Origin of the sequence: Streptomyces sp. NPDC049970, from assembly GCF_040660235.1 — a bacterium.
Taxonomy (GTDB): domain Bacteria; phylum Actinomycetota; class Actinomycetes; order Streptomycetales; family Streptomycetaceae; genus Streptomyces.
On the sequence record NZ_JBFALP010000001.1, the window covers coordinates 79,780 to 104,079 of the forward strand.

The 24,300-nt window shown below is 70.8% G+C and carries 18 protein-coding genes; 10 read left to right on the plus strand and 8 right to left on the minus strand.

Translation table 11 applies throughout. The features are described from left to right. Positions 1 to 42 precede the first annotated feature (42 nt). The 7 genes from AB0I83_RS00270 to AB0I83_RS00300 all read left to right on the plus strand — a co-directional run bounded on the left by AB0I83_RS00270 (position 43) and on the right by AB0I83_RS00300 (position 9,668). Positions 43 to 960, plus strand: a complete 918-nt coding sequence (locus tag AB0I83_RS00270; protein WP_363303024.1) for a carbohydrate ABC transporter permease — start codon at positions 43 to 45, stop codon at positions 958 to 960. A gap of 266 nt (positions 961 to 1,226) precedes the next feature. After that, positions 1,227 to 2,426, plus strand: a complete 1,200-nt coding sequence (locus AB0I83_RS00275; protein ID WP_363303025.1) for an ROK family transcriptional regulator — start codon at positions 1,227 to 1,229, stop codon at positions 2,424 to 2,426. 119 nt (positions 2,427 to 2,545) lie between these two features. Further along, complete coding sequence (locus tag AB0I83_RS00280) at positions 2,546 to 3,655, plus strand: substrate-binding domain-containing protein (RefSeq protein ID WP_363303026.1); 1,110 nt, start codon at positions 2,546 to 2,548, stop codon at positions 3,653 to 3,655. 196 nt (positions 3,656 to 3,851) lie between these two features. Beyond that, positions 3,852 to 4,640: an ATP-binding cassette domain-containing protein gene (locus AB0I83_RS00285; protein WP_356534443.1), complete on the plus strand. Its 789-nt coding sequence runs from the start codon at positions 3,852 to 3,854 to the stop codon at positions 4,638 to 4,640. Beyond that, entirely contained in the window at positions 4,637 to 5,914 is a 1,278-nt protein-coding gene (locus tag AB0I83_RS00290) for a sugar ABC transporter permease (protein WP_363303027.1), read from the plus strand. The genes AB0I83_RS00285 and AB0I83_RS00290 overlap by 4 nt, the downstream gene beginning before the upstream one ends. A gap of 174 nt (positions 5,915 to 6,088) precedes the next feature. Further along, the gene (gene dxs, locus AB0I83_RS00295) at positions 6,089 to 8,002 is read left to right on the plus strand and encodes a 1-deoxy-D-xylulose-5-phosphate synthase (protein ID WP_363303028.1); all 1,914 of its coding nucleotides are present in this window, start codon (positions 6,089 to 6,091) and stop codon (positions 8,000 to 8,002) included. Between the two features lie 142 nt (positions 8,003 to 8,144). Next, the gene (locus AB0I83_RS00300; RefSeq protein ID WP_363303029.1) at positions 8,145 to 9,668 is read left to right on the plus strand and encodes an amino acid permease; all 1,524 of its coding nucleotides are present in this window, start codon (positions 8,145 to 8,147) and stop codon (positions 9,666 to 9,668) included. Positions 9,669 to 9,734: 66 nt separating this feature from the next. On the opposite strand, the gene AB0I83_RS00305 is transcribed toward AB0I83_RS00300, so the two are convergent. Then, a complete protein-coding gene (locus AB0I83_RS00305; RefSeq protein ID WP_356534437.1) occupies positions 9,735 to 10,829 on the minus strand; it encodes an LCP family protein in 1,095 nt (364 codons plus the stop codon). 305 nt (positions 10,830 to 11,134) lie between these two features. On the opposite strand from AB0I83_RS00305, the gene AB0I83_RS00310 reads away from it, so the two are divergent. After that, complete coding sequence (locus AB0I83_RS00310) at positions 11,135 to 12,289, plus strand: hypothetical protein (RefSeq protein ID WP_363303030.1); 1,155 nt, start codon at positions 11,135 to 11,137, stop codon at positions 12,287 to 12,289. Between the two features lie 129 nt (positions 12,290 to 12,418). On the opposite strand, the gene AB0I83_RS00315 is transcribed toward AB0I83_RS00310, so the two are convergent. The 5 genes from AB0I83_RS00315 to AB0I83_RS00335 all read right to left on the minus strand — a co-directional run bounded on the left by AB0I83_RS00315 (position 12,419) and on the right by AB0I83_RS00335 (position 19,037). Next, the gene (locus AB0I83_RS00315) at positions 12,419 to 14,548 is read right to left on the minus strand and encodes a 3-hydroxyacyl-CoA dehydrogenase NAD-binding domain-containing protein (RefSeq protein ID WP_363303031.1); all 2,130 of its coding nucleotides are present in this window, start codon (positions 14,546 to 14,548) and stop codon (positions 12,419 to 12,421) included. Next, positions 14,545 to 15,774, minus strand: coding sequence for an acetyl-CoA C-acyltransferase (locus AB0I83_RS00320; RefSeq protein ID WP_356534432.1), 1,230 nt, complete (start codon positions 15,772 to 15,774; stop codon positions 14,545 to 14,547). Before AB0I83_RS00320 ends, AB0I83_RS00315 begins: the two co-directional genes overlap by 4 nt. A 267-nt stretch (positions 15,775 to 16,041) precedes the next feature. Beyond that, a complete protein-coding gene (locus AB0I83_RS00325; RefSeq protein WP_356534431.1) occupies positions 16,042 to 17,319 on the minus strand; it encodes a ribonuclease D in 1,278 nt (425 codons plus the stop codon). Between the two features lie 176 nt (positions 17,320 to 17,495). Continuing rightward, the gene (locus AB0I83_RS00330) at positions 17,496 to 18,158 is read right to left on the minus strand and encodes a response regulator transcription factor (protein WP_033300087.1); all 663 of its coding nucleotides are present in this window, start codon (positions 18,156 to 18,158) and stop codon (positions 17,496 to 17,498) included. A 219-nt stretch (positions 18,159 to 18,377) separates the two neighbouring features. After that, positions 18,378 to 19,037, minus strand: a complete 660-nt coding sequence (locus AB0I83_RS00335) for a DUF3000 domain-containing protein (RefSeq protein WP_363303032.1) — start codon at positions 19,035 to 19,037, stop codon at positions 18,378 to 18,380. A 158-nt stretch (positions 19,038 to 19,195) separates the two neighbouring features. Between AB0I83_RS00335 and hemE the strand changes: the two genes are divergently transcribed. Then, on the plus strand, positions 19,196 to 20,239 hold the full coding sequence (hemE, locus tag AB0I83_RS00340) for a uroporphyrinogen decarboxylase (protein WP_356534486.1): 1,044 nt from the start codon (positions 19,196 to 19,198) through the stop codon (positions 20,237 to 20,239). A 9-nt stretch (positions 20,240 to 20,248) separates the two neighbouring features. On the opposite strand, the gene AB0I83_RS00345 is transcribed toward hemE, so the two are convergent. Both AB0I83_RS00345 and AB0I83_RS00350 read right to left on the minus strand, forming a co-directional pair. Further along, entirely contained in the window at positions 20,249 to 21,643 is a 1,395-nt protein-coding gene (locus tag AB0I83_RS00345; protein WP_363303033.1) for an FAD-dependent oxidoreductase, read from the minus strand. A 49-nt stretch (positions 21,644 to 21,692) separates the two neighbouring features. Continuing rightward, positions 21,693 to 22,685 (minus strand): DUF4349 domain-containing protein, encoded by a 993-nt coding sequence (locus tag AB0I83_RS00350; RefSeq protein WP_363303034.1) that lies wholly within the window; start codon positions 22,683 to 22,685, stop codon positions 21,693 to 21,695. 127 nt (positions 22,686 to 22,812) lie between these two features. On the opposite strand from AB0I83_RS00350, the gene hemG reads away from it, so the two are divergent. Next, complete coding sequence (hemG, locus tag AB0I83_RS00355; protein WP_363303035.1) at positions 22,813 to 24,300, plus strand: protoporphyrinogen oxidase; 1,488 nt, start codon at positions 22,813 to 22,815, stop codon at positions 24,298 to 24,300.

The following is a 24,300-nucleotide window of genomic DNA, read 5'->3' on the forward strand; positions in this document are numbered from 1 at the left end:
GGTCCCGGTGGCCGGCTCGACAGTTGTACGAGGTGAGCACACATGAAGGTCACTGAGACTCCTCCCGCCGTCCCGGCCCAGCGCTCGCCGGTGACGAAGACGGACGCACCCGCCGGTGAGCAGGCGAAGAGCAGCGAGGGCAAGGTCCTCAACGTCTTCTCGCACGGTGTGCTGGTCATCTGGGCGGTGCTCGTCATCATGCCGCTGCTCTGGGCGGTGATGGCGTCCTTCAAGACGGACGACTCGATCCTGTCGACGCCCTGGGCGCTGCCGGACAGGCTCCACTTCGAGAACTGGTCGCGTGCCTGGAACCAGGCGCACATGAGCGACTACTTCTTCAACACCATCCTGGTGGTGGGCGGTTCACTGATCGGCACGCTGCTGCTGGGCTCGATGGCGGCGTACGTGCTGGCGCGGTTCGACTTCCCGGGGAACCGCTTCGTCTACTTCCTCTTCATCGGGGGGATGAGCTTCCCGATCATCCTGGCGCTGGTCCCGCTGTTCTTCGTCATGAACAACATGGGCCTGCTGAACTCGCCGCACGGGCTGATCCTGGTCTACATCGCCTACTCGCTGCCGTTCACCGTCTTCTTCCTCACCTCGTTCTTCCGGACCCTGCCGACCTCGATCGCGGAAGCGGCCATGCTCGACGGCGCTTCGCACACCCGGACGTTCTTCCAGGTGATGCTGCCGATGGCCAAGCCCGGACTGATCAGCGTCGGCATCTTCAACTTCCTCGGGCAGTGGAACCAGTACATGCTGCCGACGGTGCTGAACACCGATCCGGAGGGCAAGGTGCTCTCCCAGGGCCTGGTCGAACTGGCAACCAGCCAGGGGTACAAGGGGGACTGGTCGGGTCTGTTCGCGGGTCTGGTCATGGCGATGCTGCCGGTACTCCTCGCCTACATCGTCTTCCAGCGCCAGGTCGTCGCAGGGCTGACGGCGGGGGCGCTCAAGTAGCGGCGCGCGTTCAGCTGTCAGGTCTTGTCGTCACTCCGGTAACAGGAGTCACCGGAAGCGAACAGGCTCCCGGAGCGGGGAACCACCCTTCGGCCATCGGCCGGGGGGTGGTTTTCGTGACCTTTGCGATGCTTTCGCGCCCGTCGGTTTGTGGAGGCCCCATGCTCATCGGAGGCTGCGACTGCTCAAGGTCTTGACGGGAGGCGCCCCAAAACGCTCAGCTTAGGGTTCACATGTTAGAGAAAACGGCAGGAGTGAGTGAGTCGATGGAGACTCCGGGGTCGCAGACATCTCTGCATCGGGCCAACCTTGAGCGGGTCGTACGTGCCGTGAGGATGGCAGGGTCGCTGACCCAGGCCGAGATCGCCAGGAGCACCGGCCTCTCCGCAGCCACCGTCTCCAACATCGTGCGTGAGCTCAAGGACGGCGGCACGGTCGAGGTCACCCCCACCTCGGCCGGCGGGCGCCGTGCCAGGAGCGTGTCCCTGAGTGGTGACGCGGGAATTGTCATAGGGGTAGATTTCGGGCACACGCACCTACGGGTCGCCATCGGCAACCTGGCCCACCAGGTGCTGGCCGAGGAGTCCGAGCCGCTGGACGTGGACGCCTCGTCCGCGGAGGGCTTCGGGCGGGCCGAACGGCTGGTCAACCGCCTGGTCGAGACCACGGGCATCAGCCCCGAGAAGGTGATCGGCGTGGGCCTCGGTGTGCCGGGGCCCATCGACGTCGAGTCCGGCACGCTCGGCTCCACCTCGATCCTGCCGGGCTGGACGGGCATCAACCCCAGCCAGGAGCTCGCCGGCCGCCTCGGTGTGCCGGTGTACGTCGACAACGACGCCAACCTCGGGGCGCTGGGCGAGCTCGTCTGGGGCAGTGGCCGCGGGGTCAGGGACCTGGCGTACATCAAGGTCGCCAGCGGTGTGGGTGCCGGCCTGGTGATCGACGGGCACATCTACCGGGGCCCCGGGGGTACGGCCGGCGAGATCGGCCACATCACGCTCGACGAGTCGGGCCCCGTCTGCCGCTGCGGCAACCGGGGCTGCCTGGAGACCTTCACGGCGGCCCGGTACGTCCTGCCCCTGCTCATGCCGAGCCACGGGCCCGACCTCACGATGGAGCGGGTGGTGCAGCTGGCCCGCGAAGGCGATCCGGGCTGCCGCAGGGTCGTCGGGGACGTCGGCCGGCACATCGGCAGCGGGGTGGCCAACCTGTGCAACCTGCTCAACCCGAGCCGCGTGGTCCTCGGCGGTTCCCTCGCGGAGGCGGGCGAGTTGGTGCTGGGGCCGATCCGCGACTCGGTCTCGCGGTACGCCATCCCCAGTGCCGCGCGGCAGCTCTCCGTGCTCCCCGGGGCGCTCGGAGGGAGGGCCGAGGTGCTCGGCGCGCTCGCCCTCGTACTCAGCGAAATGGGTGATTCATCCCTTTTGGAGGGCACCCTCCCTGCTGCGACTCCTGCCTTCACTTAGATAACGAATGGCACCGTTGTCATCTCGTTAAGGATTTACTCCTTGACGCTGACCTCGCGGCCGAGTTGACTTCCAGCCACCTCGGCCGCAACGTCGCGGCCTCGTCAGGGAGGTTCGAAATGAACACGCGTATGCGTCGTGCCGCCGTTGCCGTTGCCGCCACCACCATGGCCGTCTCGCTCGCTGCTTGCGGCAGTGCCAAGGAGTCCGGCGACAAGGCCAGCACCGACTCGGGTAAGAAGGGCGACGACCTCAAGATCGGTCTGCTCCTTCCCGAGAACGTCACGGCCCGTTACGAGAAGTTCGACAAGCCGATCATCGAGAAGAAGGTCAGCGAGCTGACCGGTGGCAAGGCGGAGGTCGTCTACGCCAACGCCAAGCAGGACGCCACCACGCAGTCCCAGCAGGTCGACACCATGATCACGAACAAGGTCGACGCGCTGATCATCGACGCCGTCGACGCCAAGGCCATCGAGAACAGCGTGAAGAAGGCCAAGGACGAGGGCATTCCCGTCGTCGCCTTCGACCGCCTCGCCGAGGGTCCGATCGACGCCTACACCTCCTTCGACAACGAAGAGGTCGGCCGTGTGCAGGGCAAGGCCCTGCTGGAGGCCCTGGGCGACGCCGCCAAGCCCACCGTCGTGATGATGAACGGCTCGATCACCGACCCGAACGCCGCGCTCTTCAAGAAGGGCGCCAAGTCGGTGCTCGACGGCAAGGTGACCTACGGCAAGGAGTACGACACCAAGGAGTGGAAGCCGGAGAACGCCAACTCCAACATGGAGGGCGCGATCACCGCTCTGGGCAAGGACAAGATCGCCGGCGTCTACTCCGCCAACGACGGCATGGCCGGCGGCATCATCCAGGCCCTCAAGTCCGCCGGGCTCTCCAAGCTCCCGCCGGTCACCGGCCAGGACGCCGAACTCGCCGGTGTGCAGCGCATCGTCACCGGTGAGCAGTTCATGAGCGTCTACAAGCCCTACCCGCAGGAGGGCGTCGTCGCCGCGGAGATGGCCGTCGCGCTCGCCAAGGGCGAGAAGCTCGACTCCATCGCCACGTCCAAGGTCGACAACGCCGGCACGAAGGGCATCGCCACCGTGCTCGTCCCGGTCGTCTCGCTGACCAAGGACAACATCAAGGACACCGTCATCAAGGACGGCATCTACACGCTCGACGAGATCTGCTCGGCCAAGTACAAGGCCGCCTGCGACTCCGCGGGCCTGAAGTAGGCCCCCGCCGCCCGGCAAGGCCCTCACGGCCTGCCGGGCGGCCCCGAAGCCTGTCCGGCGCCCCGCCCACCAACTGTCCCGCTACCGGGCCGGGTGCCGGACGGAACACCTTCGGACGCTCTTCCTCAATTCTTCTGCTCAACCACCGCGCCTCCCCCCAGGCGCGGTATCCCCGCCGGGTCAGGCGGCGAAGGAGATGGTTCACGTGTCCGCTACGCCCGTGTTGGCGTTGCGAGGGGTCTCCAAGCGATTCGGTGCCGTCCAGGCGCTCACCGACGTAGAGCTTGAGGTCCACGCCGGTGAGGTGGTCGCCCTGGTGGGTGACAACGGCGCCGGTAAATCAACGCTGGTCAAGACGATCGCCGGAGTACATCCCATCGATGACGGTGTCATCGAGTGGGACGGCCGGCCGGTCCAGATCAACAAGCCGCACGATGCCCAGAACCTGGGGATCGCGACCGTCTACCAGGACCTCGCGCTCTGCGACAACATCGACGTCGTCGGCAACCTCTACCTCGGCCGGGAGCTCCGCAAGTACGGGATCCTCGACGAGGTCGAGATGGAGCGGCGCTCCCGCGAGCTCCTCAGCACGCTGTCGATCCGCATTCCCAGCGTCCGCATCCCGATCGCGTCGCTCTCCGGCGGTCAGCGCCAGACCGTCGCCATCGCGCGTTCGATGCTGGGCGAGCCCAAGCTCGTCATCCTCGACGAGCCCACCGCCGCGCTCGGTGTCGAGCAGACCGCACAGGTCCTCGACCTCGTCGAGCGTCTGCGCGAGCGGGGCCACGCGGTCATCCTCATCAGCCACAACATGGCCGATGTGAAGGCCGTCGCCGACAAGGTCGCGGTGCTCCGGCTGGGCCGGAACAACGGGATCTTCGACGTGAAGACCACGTCGCAGGAAGAGATCATCTCCGCCATCACGGGTGCCACGGAGAACGCCGTGACCCGACGTGCGGCGCGCAACGCGGAGGCCCAGAAGTGACAACCGACAAGAAGTCCACCGCAGTGGTCAACCCGGAGGCGGCCAAGGGCGCCGACACCGTGGTCGACCCCCGGCTCCTCGTGCGCGAGCAGGGCCTCGCCGGCTACCTCAGCGAGTTCAAGCGCAAGATGCGCGGCGGTGACCTCGGCTCGATCCCCGTGATCGTCGGCCTGATCATCATCTGCGTCGTCTTCCAGAGCCTGAACTCCGAGTTCCTCTCCGCGAAGAACGTCAGCGACATCGCCGTCACGATGGTGGCCACCGGCATGATGGCCGTCGGCATCATCTTCGTGCTGCTGCTCGGCGAGATCGACCTCTCGGTCGGCTCGGTCAGCGGTGTCTCGGGCGCGGTCGTCGCCGTGCTCAGCGTCACGCACGGGATGAACGAGTGGCTCGCCATACTCGTCGCCGTCCTCAGCGGCGCGGTCATGGGCGCGATCCACGGCTTCTTCTTCGCACGGATCGGCGCCCCGGCGTTCGCCGTCACCCTCGCCGGTCTGCTGTTCTGGCTGGGCTTCATGCTCCAGCTGCTCGGCGACACCGGCACGATCAACCTGGACAGCGACGGCGTCGTCGGCAGTCTGACCACGTACTACTTCGCGGACGTCGCCGCCGCCTACGGGCTCGCCGCCGTCGGGGTGATCGGCTACTTCCTCGCCGCCTTCCTCGACACCCGCCGCCGTGAGGCCGCCGGCATCCCGGCGCGGCCGCTCGTCGACATCGTGGTCCGCACCGTCGTCCTCGCGCTGTTCGCCTTCGGCGCCGCCTTCATGTTCAACCAGTACCGCGGCCTGCCGCTGGCCCTGGTCCTCTTCCTCGTCGTCCTGGTCGGCACGGACTTCATCCTGCGCCGCACCTCCTACGGCCGGAAGATCTTCGCGCTCGGCGGCAGCGTCGAGGCGTCCCGCCGCGCGGGCATCAACGTCACCGCGATCCGCGTCTCGGTCTTCTCCATCGCCGGTACCTTCGCGGCCGTCGGCGGCCTGTTCTGGGCCTCCAAGATCGCGGCGGCCAACCAGGGCTCCGGAGCCGGTGACCTCCTGATGAACGTCATCGCCGCGGCCGTCATCGGCGGCACCAGCCTCTTCGGTGGCCGGGGCCGCACCTGGAACGCGCTGCTCGGCGTCATGGTGATCGTCTCGATCCAGTACGGCCTGGCCCTCGAAGGCATCGCCACGCCGATCAACTACATGATCACCGGTGCTGTTCTTCTCATCACGGTCGTCATCGACTCCATCACCCGCAAGACGCAGAAGACCGCAGGCCGCGCCTGACCGTCGCACCTGCGCACATGTGCCCGGCATCCTCCGCGATGCCGGGCACACCCGTGTCCGGCGGGACCCGGCGCGGCCGGGCCGAAATGCGCCGCCCGACGACCCGGGCCGCCGGCGGAACATTAGACTCATCGGATCGACACGCTCGACCAGCTCACACGCAAGGAGGCACGGGTGGATCTGCTGACCCGCATCAGGGGACCGCGCGACCTGGACCGGCTCGACTCCGAGCAGCTGGACCAGCTCGCCGGGGAGATCCGTACCTTCCTCGTCGAGGAGGTGTCCAAGACCGGCGGCCACCTCGGCCCGAACCTGGGTGTGGTCGAGCTGACCATCGCCCTGCACCGGGTCTTCGAGTCCCCGCAGGACAAGGTCCTCTTCGACACCGGCCACCAGAGCTACGTGCACAAGCTGCTCACCGGCCGGCAGGACTTCTCGAGGCTCAAGAGCAAGGGCGGCCTCTCCGGATACCCGTCCCGCGCCGAGTCCGAGCACGACGTCATCGAGAACTCGCACGCCTCGACGGTGCTCGGCTGGGCCGACGGCCTCGCCAAGGCCAACGAGGTCCTGAAGAAGGACGACCACGTCGTCGCGGTCATCGGTGACGGCGCGCTCACGGGCGGTATGGCCTGGGAGGCGCTGAACAACATCGCCGCGGCCAAGGACCGGCCCCTCGTCATCGTCGTCAACGACAACGAGCGCTCGTACGCCCCGACCATCGGAGGCCTCGCGAACCACCTCGCCACCCTCCGCACCACCGACGGTTACGAGCGGTTCCTGGCACGCGGCAAGGACTTCCTGGAGCGCACGCCCGTCGTCGGCAGGCCGCTGTACGAGACCCTGCACGGCGCCAAGAAGGGCCTCAAGGACTTCATCGCCCCGCAGGGCATGTTCGAGGACCTGGGCCTGAAGTACGTCGGCCCGATCGACGGCCACGACATCGAGGCCCTGGAGTCCGCGCTCCAGCGGGCCAAGCGCTTCGGCGGGCCCGTCATCGTGCACTGCCTGACCGAGAAGGGCCGCGGCTACACCCCCGCGCTCCAGGACGAGGCGGACCGCTTCCACGCGGTCGGCAAGATCCACCCGGACACCGGCCTGCCGATCTCCACCTCCGGCCTCGACTGGACCTCGGTCTTCGGCGAGGAGATGCTCAAGCTCGGCCAGGAGCGGGAGGACATCGTCGCCATCACCGCGGCCATGCTCCAGCCCGTCGGCCTCGGCAGGTTCGAGGAGGCCTTCCCGGACCGCATCTACGACGTGGGGATCGCCGAGCAGCACGGCGCGGTCTCCGCGGCGGGCCTGGCCACGGGCGGGCTGCACCCCGTCTTCGCGGTCTACGCGACCTTCCTCAACCGGGCCTTCGACCAGGTCCTGATGGACGTCGCCCTGCACAGGTGCGGAGTGACCTTCGTCCTCGACCGTGCCGGTGTCACCGGTACGGACGGCGCCTCGCACAACGGCATGTGGGACATGTCGATCCTCCAGTGCGTGCCCACCCTGCGCATCGCGGCCCCGCGCGACGCCGACCAGGTCCGCGCCCAGCTGCGCGAGGCCGTCGCTGTCGACGACGCCCCGACCGTGGTCCGCTTCTCCAAGGGCGCCGTCGGCCCCGCGGTCAAGGCGGTCGGCACGGTGGGCGGCATGGACGTCCTGCGCGACGCCGGCACGGACGAACCCGACGTCCTGCTGGTCTCCGTCGGCGCGCTCGCCCCGATGTGCCTGGAGATCGCCACTCTGCTCGACGCCCAGGGCATCTCCACGACGGTCGTCGACCCGCGCTGGGTCAAGCCCGTCGACGAGGCGCTCGCCCCGCTCGCCGCGGAGCACCGGGTCGTCGTCACCGTCGAGGACAACAGCAGGGCCGGCGGTGTCGGCTCCGCCGTCGCCCAGGCCCTGCGCGACGCGGAGGTCGACGTACCGCTGCGCGACTTCGGCATCCCGCCGGTCTTCCTCGACCACGCCTCACGGGCCGAGGTCATGGCCGAGATCGGGCTGACCGCGCCGGACATCGCCCGTCAGGTCACCGGCCTGGTCGCCAAGCTCGGCGGCGGGTACGAGAGCCGGACCGCGGCGCCCGTCCGCGACTGATCCACCGCGCCCGTCGGGCCGGTCGGCCACCCCACTCGGGTGGTCCGACCGGCCCATTCGCGTGAAACGGGGCCGGGCGGAGCGTGCCGGAGCGGCCGGTTCCGAATCATGGCGTGCACGACGAGTGCGTGGAGGTACGCCGGTGAGCACGCAGCAGGACACGCCCCCCAGCAGAGAGGGGCTGTTCCGGACCAAGACGGTCGAACAGTCCATCCGCGATACCGAGGAGCCGGAGCACGCCCTCAAGAAGTCCCTCTCCGCTCTGGACCTCACGGTCTTCGGGGTCGGTGTCATCATCGGCACCGGGATCTTCGTCCTCACCGGCAAGGTCGCCAAGGAGACCGCCGGCCCCGCCACCGCCCTCGCCTTCGTCGTGGCGGGCATCGTCTGCGCGCTCGCCGCACTCTGCTACGCGGAGTTCGCCTCCACGGTCCCGGTGGCCGGATCCGCGTACACCTTCGCCTACGCCTCGCTCGGTGAGCTGGTCGCCTGGATCATCGGCTGGGACCTCGTGCTGGAGTTCGCGCTGGGCACCGCGGTGGTGGCGGTCGGCTGGTCCGGCTATGTCCGCTCGCTGATGGACAACGTCGGCTGGACCATGCCCGAGGCGCTCTCCGGCCCCGACGTGGCGAGCGGCTTCGGCTTCGACATCCTGGCCTTCGCACTGGTCCTGGTCCTGACGGTCATCCTGGTGCTCGGGATGAAGCTCTCCGCCCGGGTGACCACGGTCGTCGTCGCCATCAAGCTGGCGGTCGTGGCCATCGTGATCATCGCCGGCCTGTTCTTCATCAAGGCGGCCAACTACTCGCCCTTCATCCCCGAGGCCGAGAAGCAGACGGGCGGCTCGGGCCTCGACGCCCCGCTGGTCCAGCTGATCTTCGGCTACGAGCCGACGAACTTCGGCGTCATGGGGATCTTCACCGCGGCGTCCATCGTCTTCTTCGCCTTCATCGGCTTCGACGTCGTGGCCACGGCCGCCGAGGAGACCAAGCTCCCGCAGCGCGACATGCCGCGCGGCATCCTCGCCTCGCTGGTCATCTGCACCCTGCTCTACGTCGCCGTGTCGATCGTGGTCACGGGCATGCAGAACTACTCCGAACTCTCCGTCAGCGCGCCGCTCGCCGACGCGTTCAAGGCCGTCGGGCACCCCTTCTACGCGGGAGTGATCAGCTTCGGCGCGGCCATCGGTCTCACCACCGTCTGCATGATCCTGCTGCTCGGCCAGACCCGGGTCTTCTTCGCGATGAGCCGGGACGGCCTGCTGCCGAGGTTCTTCTCGGTGACGCACCCGCGCTTCGGCACCCCGTACCGCCCGACGATCCTGCTCGGCGTGATCATCGCGATCGTCGCCGGCTTCACGAGCATCAACGAACTCGCGACGCTGGTGAACATCGGCACGCTCTTCGCTTTCGTGGTCGTCGCCCTCGGTGTGATCGTCCTGCGCCGCACCCGGCCGGAACTCCACCGCGCCTTCCGTACGCCGTGGGTGCCGGTGCTCCCCATCGTCTCGGTGGCCGCGTCGGTCTGGCTGATGCTCAACCTGCCGGCCGAGACCTGGCTCCGGTTCGTGATCTGGATGGTGATCGGCGTGGTCATCTACTTCTGGTACGGGCGCCGGAACAGCCGTATGGCCAAAGGGGAACTGACCCGGCCCGCCTCGTCGTGACGGCGGCGGCGGGGCCCGGGGACCGCCTCGGGTGCCGCCGCCGCCCGTCCTGCCGCCTCCCCGGGGTCAGCCGCCGGTGGCCGGGGACTTCTTCGCCGACTCGGGGATCGTGCCGTCCTCACGGATCGCCTTCCAGAGGTCCCCGGCCCGCGGCTCCGAGGCCACCACCCGGTTCGGGTCCCGCTCGTCGTACGCCACCGGGAGCATGATCGTCTCCATGGAGGCGGGATCGACGCCGTTCATCGAGCGGGCGAACTCGCTCAGCGACGTCAGCGAGGCGAGACCCTCGTCGGTCGTCAGCGACCTGGTCGCCGAGTCGGCGATCCGGTACGTCGTCGTCGGACTGCCCAGCAGGTCCTGCGACTTGATCTCGGTCAGCAGCGCGAGCAGGAACTGCTGCTGCAGCCCTATCCGACCCAGGTCGCTGCCGTCGCCGACGCCGTGCCGCGTACGGACGTAGGCGAGCGACTCGGTGCCGTCGAGGCGGTGCGTGCCCGCGGTCAGGTCGAGTCCCGAGGCCTGGTCCTTGATCGGCTCCTCGACGTCGATGGTGACGCCGCCTATCGCGTCGACCAGGTCCTTGAAGCCCGCGAAGTTGATCTCCAGGTAGTGGTCGATCCTGACCCCGGACATCTGCTCGACCGTCTTCACCACGCAGGCCGGACCGACCTGGGAGTACACGGAGTTGAACATGACCCGTTCCGCCGACGCCTTCTTCGAACCGTCCGGCGCGGTGCACTCGGGCCGGGTCACCAGGGTGTCGCGCGGGATGGAGACGGCCACGGCCTCGGTGCGCCCCTCGGGGATGTGCACCACGAGCGCGGTGTCGGACCGGGCGCCCCCGACGGCGCCGCCCCCGCCCAGCTCCCTGTTCTCCGCCCCGGCCCGGGAGTCGGAGCCGAGCACGAGCAGGTTCTGTCCGGTGGTGGGCAGCTTCTCGGGACGGTTCCCGCCGAGAGCCCTGTCGATGTCGACGCCCTTGATGTTGCCTTGGAGGTCGGAGTACATCCAGTACGCCGTGCCGCCGCCCGCGAGCAGGAGTACGAGCAGCACCCCGAGCGTGATCCTGAGGCCACGTCCGCGCTTTCGTGGCTCGGGGGTGTGTCCGGACCGGGACCCGTCGGATATCCGCGATCCGGTGCCGGTGTTCTGATCTGTCATGGGCTCGTCCGGTTCTTCCGTCGCGACGCGCTCGGCGCGTGCGAGAGGCGAGGAGAAGGAGTGCGGACGGTCCGGTTCGTGCGTGCCGGAGTCGTCCCTGTGCCGCGCTTCCTCCAGACGTCGTGCACGACTGGAAGTCGCATTCTGTGATAGGAAGCAGCCTGAAATCGACCCCTGTCGAGTATTATTGCGACACTAGTTGACGCCGTGAAAGTAAAAACGGTCATTCGACAGAGAAACCACGAGACTCCGCCCATCGCCTCCGGCACCGGAGGAAGTACTCGGTGAGGAACGGGCGGAGAGCCATGGGTTTGCGTTCGGGGCGCGTGCGCGCGGGTCGTCCTGCCGAAGCGGGACCTGCCGCACAGCCGGCTCCCGCACCGCACGCCGTGGCCGCGGCTCCGCGAACGGCCGGCTGGCTCGTGCCGGACGGCGAAGGCCGTCTCACCGCGTACGCGGCCGGCAGGGCCGGTGGCGTCGTGCGCTGGACCGAGTCCGCGGTGCCGGCCGGCGGCTGGTCCCGGCCCGAACCACTGCTCCCGGACACGCGGATACTCCCGTACCTCTCCGTCGCGCGGAGCCCCCTGGGTTACGTCGACCTCTTCGCGGCGCGCCGCAAGGGCAAGGGCGCGAAGCCACCCGTCGAGATCGTCTTCGCGTCCCAGTACCAGACGGGCCGTCCCATGACGGGTTGGCACTCGATCGGAAACCCGCACACGGACGCCGCACAGGCGGCCGCCGTCGGCGCTCCGGTGGCTGTCGTCGACGGCAGCGACGTGGTGCACGTCTTCGTCCGCGACGCGGCCGGCGGGGTGTTCACCCGTCGGCGGGGCCGTGAGGGCACCTGGAACAAGTGGGCGGCGCTGCCGTGCGATCCGGTGCGGGACGGCATCTCCGCGGTCGTCACCGGGTCCGGCCGCGTCGAACTCCTCATGCCGGCCGACGAGGGCGTGTACGTATGGCGCCAGGAGAAGCCGGGCGGCTCCCTGGACCGCGCCCCGGACCTGGCCTTCGTGGCCCGGCCGGGTACGGCGTCGGGCACCGGGTCCCACGAGGACAGGATCACCCACTTCTGGCGCGACGAAGCCACCGGCGACGTCGTCGCCTACCGGCTGCCCGCACCCGGTGGCGAGGACGTCGCCCCCGCCCCGCTGGACGGCCGTGCGGGCCGCGGCCCCCTCGCCCTGTCCCGGTGCCTCGTCGACGGGTACGACTGCACCGTGCTGGCCCAGGCCGAGGAGACGGGCACCCTCGCGGTGACCGCCTACCCGACCGAGGAGGAGTCGGCCGGCGCTTGGTGGACCCGCACCAGGCAACCCTGCGAAGGCGTCCCCGCGCTCGCCCGTGACCGCGCCGGACGGCTGGTCGCCGCGGTCATCGGCCCGGACGGCGGGCTGAGCGTGAGCCGGCAGCGGACGGACGAGCGCGGCCTGGCGCTGGAGGCCTGGCTCCGCTGCTGAGACCGGCCCCGGGCACGGCGCGGCGAGGCGAGTGTCGCGCCGGAACGCACGGAAGCGGGCCGCACGGTGATCCGTACGGCCCGCTTCCGCTCAGCACGCGGATCCGGTGAGGAAGAGTGCGGCCCCGCCTCAGGCAGGCACGCTCGCCACGCCCGGCTCCAGGAACCGCTTCCCGTTGACGCGCTCGGCGACGCCCTCACGGTCCAGGTACGGGGTGATGCCGCCCAGGTGGAAGGGCCAGCCGGCGCCGGTGATCAGGCAGAGGTCGATGTCCTGGGGCTCGGCGACGACACCCTCGGCGAGCATCAGGCCGATCTCCTGCGCCACCGCGTCCAGGACGCGGTCGCGGACCTGCTCCTCGGTGAGGACGGTGTCGCCCTGCTCGAGGAGAGCCGCGACCTCCGGGTCCAGCTCCGGCTTGCCGGAATCGTAGACGTAGAAGCCGCGCTTGCCGGCCTTGACGACCGCCGCGAGGTTCCCGGAGACCGTGAAGCGCTCCGGGAAGGCGCGGTTCAGCGTCTCGGAGACGTGCAGGCCGATGGCCGGGCCGACCAGCTCCAGCAGCACCAGCGGGGACATCGGCAGGCCGAGGGGCTCGATGGCCTTCTCCGCCGTCGCGACCGGGGTGCCCTCGTCGATGACGTTCTGGATCTCGCCCATGAAGCGGGTGAGGATGCGGTTGACGACGAACGCCGGGGCGTCCTTCACCAGTACCGCGGTCTTCTTCAGCTTGCGGGCGACGCCGAAGGCCGTGGCCAGCGAGGCGTCGTCGGTCTGCTCGCCGCGGACGATCTCCAGGAGCGGGAGGATCGCGACCGGGTTGAAGAAGTGGAAACCGACGACCCGCTCGGGGTTCTTCAGCTTCGACGCCATCTCGGTGACCGAGAGGGACGAGGTGTTCGTGGCGAGGATCGCGTGCGCCGGGGCGACCGCCTCGACCTCCGCGAACACCTTCTGCTTGACGCCGATCTCCTCGAAGACGGCCTCGATGATGAAGTCGGCGTCGGAGAAGCCCTCCGCCTTGTCCAGCACACCGGAGACCAGGGCCTTCAGGCGGTTGGCCTTGTCCTGGTTGATCCGGCCCTTGCCGAGCAGCTTCTCGATCTCGGCGTGGACGTAACCGACACCCTTGTCGACGCGGGTCTGGTCGATGTCCGTGAGGACGACCGGGACCTCCAGACGGCGCAGGAAGAGCAGCGCGAGCTGGCTGGCCATCAGACCCGCGCCCACCACGCCGACCTTGGTGACCGGGCGGGCCAGGGCCTTGTCCGGGGCACCGGCCGGGCGCTTGGCGCGCTTCTGGACCAGGTTGAAGGAGTAGATCCCCGAGCGCAGCTCGCCGCCCATGATCAGGTCCGCGAGGGCCTGGTCCTCGGCGTCGAAACCGGCGCCCAGATCGCCGCTCTTCGCCGCGGCGATGATCTCCAGCGCGCGGTACGCGGCCGGGGCCGCGCCGTGCACCTTGGAGTCGGCGACGGCCTTGCCGCGGGCGACGGCCTGGTCCCAGGCGTCGCCGCGGTCGACCTCGGGGCGCTCGATCGCGATCTCGCCCTTGAGGACGGCCGCGGTCCAGATCAGCGACTGCTCGAGGAAGTCCGCGCCCTCGAAGATCGCGTCCGCGATCCCGAGCTCGAAGACCTGCTTGCCCTTGAGCTGGCGGTTCTGGTTGAGCGAGTTCTCGATGATCACCGAGACGGCGCGGTCGGCGCCGATCAGGTTGGGAAGCAGCGCGCAGCCGCCCCAGCCGGGGACCAGGCCGAGGAATACCTCGGGCAGCGAGAACGCGGGGATCGCGGTGGAGACGGTGCGGTACGAGCAGTGCAGCCCGATCTCGACGCCACCGCCCATCGCCGCGCCGTTGTAGTACGCGAACGTCGGGACCGCGAGCCCGGAGAGACGGCGGAAGACGTCGTGGCCGCCCTTGCCGATGGCCAGGGCGTCCTTGTGGTCCTTGAGGAGCTCGACGCCCTTGAGGTCGGCGCCGACCGCGAAGATGAAGGGCTTGCCGGTCACACCCACACCGGTGATGGTGCCCTCGGCCGCCTCCTTCTCGACCTGGTCGACGGCGGCGCTCAGGTTGGCCAGCGACTGCGGGCCGATGGTGGTCGGCTTGGTGTGGTCGAAGCCGTTGTCCAGCGTGATGAGGGCGAACCGGCCGGCGTCACCGGGAAGGTCGAGGTGGCGTACGTGCGCCTGCGTGACGACCTCACCGGGGAACAGCTCGGCCGCACCCTTCAGAAGCTCGGTGGTGGAGCTCACTTGCTGCCTCCGGCTGCGTTGTCGAAGTTCGGGTTCTCCCAGACGACCGTCGCGCCCATGCCGAAGCCGACGCACATGGTCGTCAGGCCGTAGCGGACCTCCGGCTGCTCCTCGAACTGGCGCGCCAGCTGAGTCATCAGGCGTACGCCGGAGGAGGCGAGCGGGTGGCCGTAGGCGATGGCTCCGCCGTACTGGTTGACGCGCTGGTCGTCGTCGGCGATGCCGTAGTGCTCCAGGAAGGCCAGTACCTGCACGGCGAAGGCCTCGTTGATCTCGAAGAGGCCGATGTCGTCGATGGAGAGACCGGCCTTCGCCAGTGCCTTCTCCGTCGCAGGGATCGGGCCGTAGCCCATGACCTCGGGCTCGACGCCCGCGAAGGCGTACGACACGAGCCGCATCCTGACCGGGAGGCCCAGCTCGCGGGCGGTCTCCTCGGACGCGAGCAGCGAGGCGGTGGCGCCGTCGTTGAGTCCCGCGGCGTTACCGGCCGTCACGCGGCCGTGGGCGCGGAACGGGGTCTTCAGGCCGGCCAGGGACTCCAGCGTGGTGCCGGGGCGCATCGGCTCGTCGGCGGTGACCAGGCCCCAGCCCGTCTCACCGACCTCGGCGTTCGTGCGGCGCACGGAGACCGGCACCAGGTCCTGCTGGATCTTGCCGTTGGCGTACGCCTTGGCGGCCTTCTCCTGCGAACGCACCGCGTACTCGTCGGCGCGCTGCTTGGTGATCGTGGGGTACCTGTCGTGCAGGTTCTCCGCGGTCATGCCCATGAAGAGGGCGGACTCGTCGACCAGCTTCTCCGACACGAGGCGCGGGTTCGGGTCCACGCTCTCGCCCATCGGGTGGCGACCCATGTGCTCGACACCGCCGGCGATGACGACGTCGTACGCGCCGAAGGCGATGGAGCCGGCCGTCGCCGTGACGGCGGTCAGGGCGCCCGCACACATGCGGTCGATGGAGTAGCCGGGCACGGACTGAGGCAGACCGGCCAGGATTCCGGCGGTGCGGCCGAGCGTGAGGCCCTGGTCGCCGATCTGCGTGGTCGCGGCGATGGCGACCTCGTCGATCCTGGCGGGGTCCAGGTCCGGGTTGCGGCGCAGCAGCTCCCGGATGGCCTTCACGACGAGATCGTCGGCGCGGGTCTCGTGGTAGATGCCCTTCGGGCCCGCTTTGCCGAACGGGGTGCGGACGCCGTCGACGAAGACGACGTCCCGGATGGTACGAGGCACGGTGGCTCTCCTCCAGGGTGCGGGATGGCACTGCTGCGGGCGCGCACATCGGCACGCCACGACCCTCATGCTACTTGCGGGTAACCAGACTGCCCACCCCCCACCGCCGGAGCGGCGAACGTCACACGTGCGAGGGGCTCCGCCGGTGGCCCGGAGAGGCCGGGTAACTGGCGTGAATTCGATCCTCGCCGATGAGGTGATCCCAGGCGCCGACCCGACACGCGTACGCCCCCCTGCCGACCGGAGGGGGGCGTGCCACCACGGCGGTCAGGCGGCGTTCGTGTCCAGGGCCCGCAGCAGCAGGGGGCCGACCTGCTCGATCTGCCAGCGGCGCGCGCCGTACCCGGCGAGGGCGGTCTCGACCGCGTCCGGCGTCAGGGCCTTGGGCGGCTCCCAGCAGACCCGGCGCACGGTGTCGGGGGTGATCAGGTTCTCCTGCGGCATGTGCAGGCGCTCCGCGAGCTCCGACACCGAGGTGCGGGCCGCGGACAGGCGGGCCGCGGCGTCCGGGTCCTTGTCCGCCCAGGACCGGGGCGGCGGCGGGCCCGCCGGCTGCTGGCCCGGCTGCGGGAGCTCCGACTCGGGCAGCTCCTTGGCCCGGTCGACGGCCGCCTGCCACTGCTCGAGCTGGCGGCGCCCCATGCGGTGGCCGAAGCCCGGCAGCGCGGTCAGCGCCTGGACGTTCGCGGGGACGGCGAGGGCCGCCTCGATGATCGCGGCGTCCCCGAGCACCTTGCCCGGCGAGACGTCGCGGCGCTGCGCCACCTGGTCACGGGCGGTCCACAGCTCCCGCACGACGGCGATCTGGCGGCGGCGGCGCACCTTGTGCATGCCGGAGGTCCGGCGCCAGGGGTCCTTGCGCGGGGGAGCGGGCGGCGCCGAGGCGATGGCGGCGAACTCCTCCAGCGCCCACTCCAGCTTGCCCTGGCTGTCCAGCTCCTCCTCCAGGGCGTTGCGCAGATCCACCAGCAGCTCGACGTCCAGCGCGGCGTAGCGCAGCCAGGGGTCGGGCAGCGGACGGGTCGACCAGTCGACCGCGGAGTGGCCCTTCTCCAGGGCGTAACCGAGGACGTTCTCCACTATGGCGCCCAGTCCGACGCGCGGGAATCCCGCCAGCCGCCCCGCGAGCTCGGTGTCGAAGAGGGACGTCGGCGTCATGCCTATGTCGCGCAGGCACGGCAGGTCCTGGGTGGCGGCGTGCAGGATCCACTCGGTGCCGGTGAGGGCCTCGCCGAGACCGGAGAGATCGGGGCAGCCGACCGGGTCGATCAGCGCACTCCCCGCGCCCTCGCGGCGCAGCTGCACCAGGTAGGCGCGCTGGCCGTAGCGGTAGCCGGAGGCGCGCTCCGCGTCGACGGCGACGGGGCCGGTCCCGGCGGCGAAGTCCGCGATCACCCGCGCCAGCGCGTCATCGGTCGCCACCACCGGGGGGATGCCCTCGCGTGGTTCGAGCAAGGGGATCGGCGCCGGGGCGACGTCGTCCGGGGGAGCGCCCCCGGTGGTTCGCAGTGAGGTGTCTGCTGCGGTCTCTTGGGCGTCGGTCACATGCCAAGGGTATCTGTGTATGCGCGCCGCCCGTCGACGGAACGTTCCGTCGACGGGCGGCCATGCGCGTAAACCGGCCGGATGCGCATCCGCGCAGGTACCGGCGGGTCGGGTCGTCCGGATCGGGCCGGATCAGGCGGTGGGCCCGGCACGATCCGGACGAGAGGCCCCGGGGGTCAGTGGATGATGCCCGTCCGCAGGGCCACGGCGACCATTCCTGCGCGGTCTCCGGTGCCGAGCTTGCGGGCGATGCGGGCGAGGTGGCTCTTGACGGTGAGGGCGGAGAGGCCCATCGAGACGCCGATGGCCTTGTTGGACTGGCCTTCGGCGACCAGGCGGAGCACCTCCACCTCACGGCCGGACAGTTCGCGGTAGCCGCCCGGGTGGCTCGGTGAGCCGGGAGGCCTGCGGTGCATCCGGGCGGCGTTGGCGCCGATCGGGGCGACACCGGGACGGGTGGGATGGCCGATGTTGGTACGGGTGCCGGTGACGACGTAGCCCTTCACTCCGCCCGCGAGGGCGTTGCGTACCGCGCCGATGTCGTCGGCGGCGGAGAGGGCGAGGCCGTTCGGCCAGCCGGCGGCTCGGGTCTCGGACAGCAGGGTCAGCCCGGAACCGTCGGGCAGGTGGACGTCGGCAACGCAGATGTCGCGCGGGTTGCCGACGCGGGGGCGGGCCTCCGCGATGGACGACGCCTCGATGACGTCACGAACTCCGAGGGCCCACAGGTGGCGGGTGACGGTGGAACGGACGCGGGGGTCGGCCACGACGACCATGGCCGTCGGCTTGTTCGGGCGGTAGGCGACCAGGCTTGCGGGCTGCTCGAGGAGAACGGACACCAGGCCTCCTGGGGAGTGGCGGCACGGGCCGACTCGGGGGTGAAGCCGGGGCGAACCGTGATTGAAGGGTCATTGACCTCTTCGGCAGCAGGCACGTCCTCCTTTAGGGGAAGATCGCGATTTAGTGAGTAACAATTCGGGCAAATCGGACGGGCGATCGATTGTACGAAAAGAGAGCCGGTCCATGTGCGACCGGCTCTCTCCGAAAATGACGCAGCGTTATGAGACCTGTGGCCCACGCCGTTGGGGGAGGGTGACCACCGCGGCGTCGGCGGTGCCGGACGGCGGCAGGCCCGCGAGCTGGCAGAGCAGGTCGCCCCACGCGACCAGGTGCGCCGCCACGTCGGGCACGCCGCCACGCCCCTCCCGAGGCGTCCACGAGGCCCGGATCTCGATCTGCGTGGCCGGACGCCGCGCGGACAGCGCCCCGAAGTAGTGCGAACCGGCACGGGTCACCGTGCCGCCGGCCTCCCCGTAGGACAGCCCCCGTGCGTCGAGGGCGCCGGTCAGCCACGACCAGCAGACCTCGGGCAGCAGCGGGTCGGCCGCCATCTCCGGTTCCAACTCGGCCCGTACGAGCGTGACCAACCGGAAGGTGCCCTGCCAGGCGTCGTGGCCGGACGGATCGTGCAGCATCACGAGCCGGCCGTCGGCGAGATCGTCCTCACCGTCCACGACCGCGGCCTCCAGGGCGTACGCGTGCGGTGCGAGGCGCTTCGGCGGCGGCGTGGTCTCGACCTCGAGCTCGGGGCGCAGCCGGGCGGAACGCAGCGCGTCGACCGCCGACCGGAACGCGACCGGGGCTGATTCGCCCTCCCCACTCCCCTCGGTGCCTGTGCCATCGGAATGATCGGAGAATTGTCCCTGAGCCGGAGCCATGCGGGGAAGAGTAGGCGGAACCGGAGCCCCGCGCAGGGAGGGACACCCATGCGACGTCCGGCTCCTTGCCGCTCCGTGCGAAGATTCTGTGTGTGAGTGTCAACGACCTTTCCCCAGAGATCAGCCCCCTCCGATCAGGGGAGGGCCCGTCCTCGGGCCTGCGGACGCCCCCCGCCACCCGTGAGTCGGCGTTCCTCAAGGCGTGCCGCCGGGAACCGGTGCCCCACACCCCGGTCTGGTTCATGCGTCAGGCGGGGCGCTCGCTGCCCGAGTACCTGAAGGCCCGCGAGGGCACCGCGATGCTCGAGTCCTGCATGATGCCGGAGCTGGTCACCGAGATCACGCTGCAGCCCGTACGCCGCCACAAGGTCGACGCCGCGATCTACTTCAGCGACATCGTCGTGCCGCTCAAGGCCATCGGCGTCGACCTCGAGATCAAGCCCGGCGTCGGCCCGGTGATCGCCGAACCGATCCGCACCCGCGCCGACCTGGCCCGGCTGCGCGACCTCACGCCCGAGGACGTCCCGTACGTCACCGAGGCCATCGGCATGCTCACCGCCGAACTCGGCGCCACGCCGCTGATCGGCTTCGCCGGAGCGCCCTTCACGCTGGCGAGCTACCTCGTGGAGGGCGGCCCGTCCCGCAACCACGAGCGCACCAAGGCCATGATGTACGGCGACCCGGAGCTCTGGGCCGACCTGCTCGACCGGCTCGCCGAGATCACCGGTGCGTTCCTGAAGGTCCAGATCGAGGCGGGCGCCTCCGCGGTCCAGCTCTTCGACTCCTGGGTCGGCGCGCTGGCCCCCGCCGACTACCGCCGCTCCGTGATGCCGGCCTCCGCGAAGGTCTTCGACGCCGTCGCGCCGTACGGCGTCCCGCGCATCCACTTCGGCGTCGGCACCGGCGAGCTGCTCGGCCTCATGGGCGAGGCCGGCGCGGACGTCGTGGGCGTCGACTGGCGCGTCCCGATGGACGAGGGCGCCCGCCGGGTCGGCCCCGGCAAGGCCCTCCAGGGCAACCTCGACCCGGCGGTGCTCTTCGCGCCGACCGAGGCGGTCGAGGCGAAGACCCGCGACGTGCTGGACGCCGCCGCCGGTCTCGAGGGCCACATCTTCAACCTCGGCCACGGTGTCATGCCGACGACCGACCCGGACGCCCTGACGCGGCTCGTGGAGTACGTCCACGAGCGCACGGTGCACTGAGGCGCGGTCTCAGCGGTCCCCGTCCTCCCGCAGCGCCGCCCGCACCGCCGACACGGCCTTGCGGGCGGCCACCAGGACGGGGTCCCAGACCGGCGAGAACGGCGGGGCGTAGCCCAGGTCGAGCGCGGTCATGGCCTCCACCGTCATTCCGGCGGTGAGGGCGACGGCGGCGACGTCCACCCGCTTCGCCGCCCCGTCGCGGCCCACGATCTGCACGCCCAGGAGCCGGCCGGTGCGGTGCTCCGCGAGCATCTTGACCGTCATCGGCCGCGCCCCCGGGTAGTAGCCCGCACGGCCCGTCGACTCGATCGTCGCCGTGACGTAGCGCAGGCCGACGGCACGCGCGTCCTTCTCGCGCAGCCCGGTCCTGGCGATCTCCAGGTCGCAGACCTTGCTCACCGCCGTACCGACCACGCCGGGGAACGTGCCGTAGCCGCCGCCCGCGTTGGCCCCGATGATCTGGCCGTGCTTGTTCGCGTGGGTGCCGAGCGCGATGTGCCGGGTGCGGTGCGCGACGAGGTCCATGACCTCGACGCAGTCCCCGCCCGCCCAGATGTCGTCGTGGCCCACGACCCGCATCGACAGGTCGGTCAGCAGGCCGCCGTGCGGGCCCAGGGGCAGACCGGCCGCGCCCGCCAGCGCGGTCTCCGGCTCGACACCGATGCCCAGCACCACCACGTCCGCCGGATAGGTCTCCTCCTCCGTGACCACCGCGGACACCCGTCCGTCCTCGCCGGTGAGGACGGCGGTCACCGCGGCGTCGTTGACCGTCGTGATGCCCAGGCCGTCCATCGCCTCGTGGACCAGCCGCCCCATGTCCGGGTCGAGGGTCGCCATCGGCTGCGTGCCCCGGTTGAGCACCGTCACCTCGAAGCCGCGCTTGAGCATCGCCTCGGCCATCTCGACGCCGATGTAACCCGCCCCCACGACCACGGCCCGGCGCCCCGTCGCCCGGTCCAGCGAGTCCAGGAGCGCCTGGCCGTCCTCCAGCGTCTGCACCCCGTGCACACCGGGGGCGCCGATGCCCGGCAGGTCGGGGCGGACCGGCCGGGCACCCGTCGCGATCACCAGCTTGTCGAAGCCGGTCCAGTACGACTCACCGCTGTCGCGGTCCAGCGCGCGTACCCGCCGGCCCTCGACGTCGATCTCCGTCACCTCGGTACGGGTGCGCAGATCGATGGAACGCTCCCGGTGCTCCTCGGGCGTACGGGCGATGAGGTCGTCGCGTGACTCGACGTCGCCGCTCACCCAGTACGGGATGCCGCAGGCCGAGTACGAGGTGAACGCGCCGCGCTCGAAGGCGACGATGCTCATCTCCTCGGGCCCCTTGAGCCTGCGAGCCTGCGACGCGGCGGACATGCCCGCCGCGTCGCCTCCGACGACCACCAGTCGCTCCGCCGCCATGCCGGGTCCCTTCGCCGCCGTGTACAGGTCGGGGGCCCACGCTACGGCGTCAGACGGCGGGTGGGGTCTGCGCAGTCCCGGAGGGCTCCTGGGGCGTCCCGCGGCGGCGCGGCAGCCGCCGCCCGCGCAGCAGCCGCCACAGGACCAGCAGGACGGCCGCGGCGGCCAGGAACGGTGCCGTCGCGCCGACCGCCACCGCGATCCACCGCAGCATCGTCACGAAGGCGTCCCAGCCCCCGGCCAGTGCGTCCAGGAAACCGGTGGTCCCGTCCTCCGGGGCCCCGCCCTCCTCGTACGGTTCGCCGAGCTCGAGCGTGACGGTCGCCAGCGAGGTGCGGTCCTCCAGGGACGCCTGCTGGGCGAGCAGCGACTCCAGATCGGCCTGACGGCTGCTGAGTTCGCCTTCGAGGGCCACCACGTCCGTGAGCTTCCCCGCCTTGTCCATCAGGTCGCGGACCCGCGTGACGCTCGCCCGCTGGGTGGCGATCCGGCTCCCGACGTCGACGACCTGGCCGGTGACGTCCTTCGCGTTCGACGTGCGGGACAGCAGCTTCCCGGCGCCGGCGAGCCGCCGCAGCACCTCGTCGTACCGTGCCTGGGGCACCCGCAGGACCAGGTGCGACGTCTCGTGGGTGTCGTCCACCCGTTCCGTGGTCTCCTCGGCCACGAGTCCGCCCGCCCCCTCCGCGGCGTCCCGGGCGGCGGCGACCGCCTTCGGCACGCTCTCCACCTCGACGGAGAGCGTGGCCGTGCGTACGACGTGGACCGCGACCGCGGGTCCCGGCGCGGTGGAGGCGCCGTCGGCCGGCTTCGCCGCGGACTCCCCGCCCGCCCCCTCGGCGCCGGGAGCCGCCGCCTTCCTGTCGGACGCGGAGTCCAGCGCCTGCCCGCCGCCGTCCCCTGAGGCGCCGCACGCTCCGGTGGTCAGCAGTACGGCGAGCAGTCCGGCGGCCGCCCACGCACGCGGTGGGCGCCGAGGGTGGTGGACGGGGCTGGCGAGGTGGTCCGGTGGACGGCTGTCGGTGTGGCGGTCGAACGGCATGTGACGTCCCCCCAGGGCGCGTGTCGATGGTGCTGGTTCGACGTACGGGGGCCGTGTGCGGGTTGCCCGCCCGCGGTTTCGAAGCGGTCACGTTCAGGACTCGGCGCGGGTTTGAGAGAGTGGACCCATGCAGCGTTCCCCTCAGCGCGACACCACAGGCACGGGCCACGCCGTCGTCATCGGCGGCGGCATCGCCGGACTCGCCGCCGCCCACCGGCTGCTGGGCTCAGGTCTCAGGGTCACCGTCCTGGAGGCGACCCAGCGGCTCGGCGGCAAGCTGATGACCGGCGAGGTCGCGGGCACCCGGGTCGACCTCGGAGCCGAGTCGATGCTCGCGCGCCGCCCCGAGGCGACCCGGCTGGCCACCGACGCCGGACTCGGCGACCGCCTCCAGCCACCCGCCACCGCCACCGCGTCGGTCTGGACCCGCGACGCCCTGCGGCCCATGCCCAAGGGGCACGTGATGGGCGTGCCCGGCGACCCGGCAGCCCTCGGCGCACTGCTGTCGCCCGAGGGGCTGGCCAGGATCGCGGAGGAGCGGGACCTCACGCCGACGGCCGTCGGCGACGACGTCGCGGTCGGTGCTTACGTCGCCGACCGGCTCGGCCGCGAGGTCGTGGACCGGCTCGTGGAGCCGCTGCTCGGAGGGGTCTACGCGGGAGACGCGTACCGGATCTCCATGCGCGCCGCCGTGCCGCAGCTCTTCGAGGCCGTGAAGGAGGGCGGCCCGCTCCTCGACGGCGTACGCCGCATCCAGGAGAGGGCGGCGGCCCGGCAGCAGACAGGACCGGTCTTCCAGGGCATCGAGGGCGGCGTCGGTACCCTGCCGGGCGCGGTCGCCGACGCCGTGCGGGCCGGGGGCGCCGAGATCCTCACGGAGACCCCGGTGCTCGGCCTGACCAGGACCGCTGACGGCTGGGACGTGCGCACCGACCGCCGGGTGATCGCCGCCGACGCCGTCGTCCTCGCGGCCCCCGCCTGGTCCGCGTCCACCCTGCTCGCCGCCGAGTGCCCGGCCGCCTCCGTCGAACTGGCCGCCGTCGAGTACGCCTCGATGGCCCTGGTCACCATGGCCTTCCGGCGCACCGACACCGAGGGCACGGACGCGCTCCGGGGGCGTTCCGGATTCCTCGTACCGCCGGTCGACGGGCGGACGATCAAGGCCGCCACCTTCTCCAGCAACAAGTGGCGGTGGGTCGCCGACGCCGCCCCCGACCTCTTCGTGCTGCGCACCTCCGTCGGACGCTACGGCGAGGAGGAGCACCTGCACCGTGAGGACTCCGAACTCGTCGACGTCTCCCTGAGCGACCTCGCCGCCGCGACCGGACTGACGGCCCGGCCCGTGGACACCGAGGTCACCCGGTGGATCGGCGGGCTGCCCCAGTACCCCGTGGGCCACCTCACCCGGGTCGCCCGGATCCGCGACGAGGTCGCGAAGCTGCCCGGTCTGCGGGTGTGCGGCGCGGCGTACGACGGCGTCGGGATCCCGGCCTGCGTCGCGAGCGCGCACCGCGCCGCGGACGAGATCGCCGAGGAACTCACGGGGGTGGGCGCGGGTGGGACCGCCGAGATCCCCACCCGGGTTCGGGGCACCCGGAGCGAGGCGGGACAATAG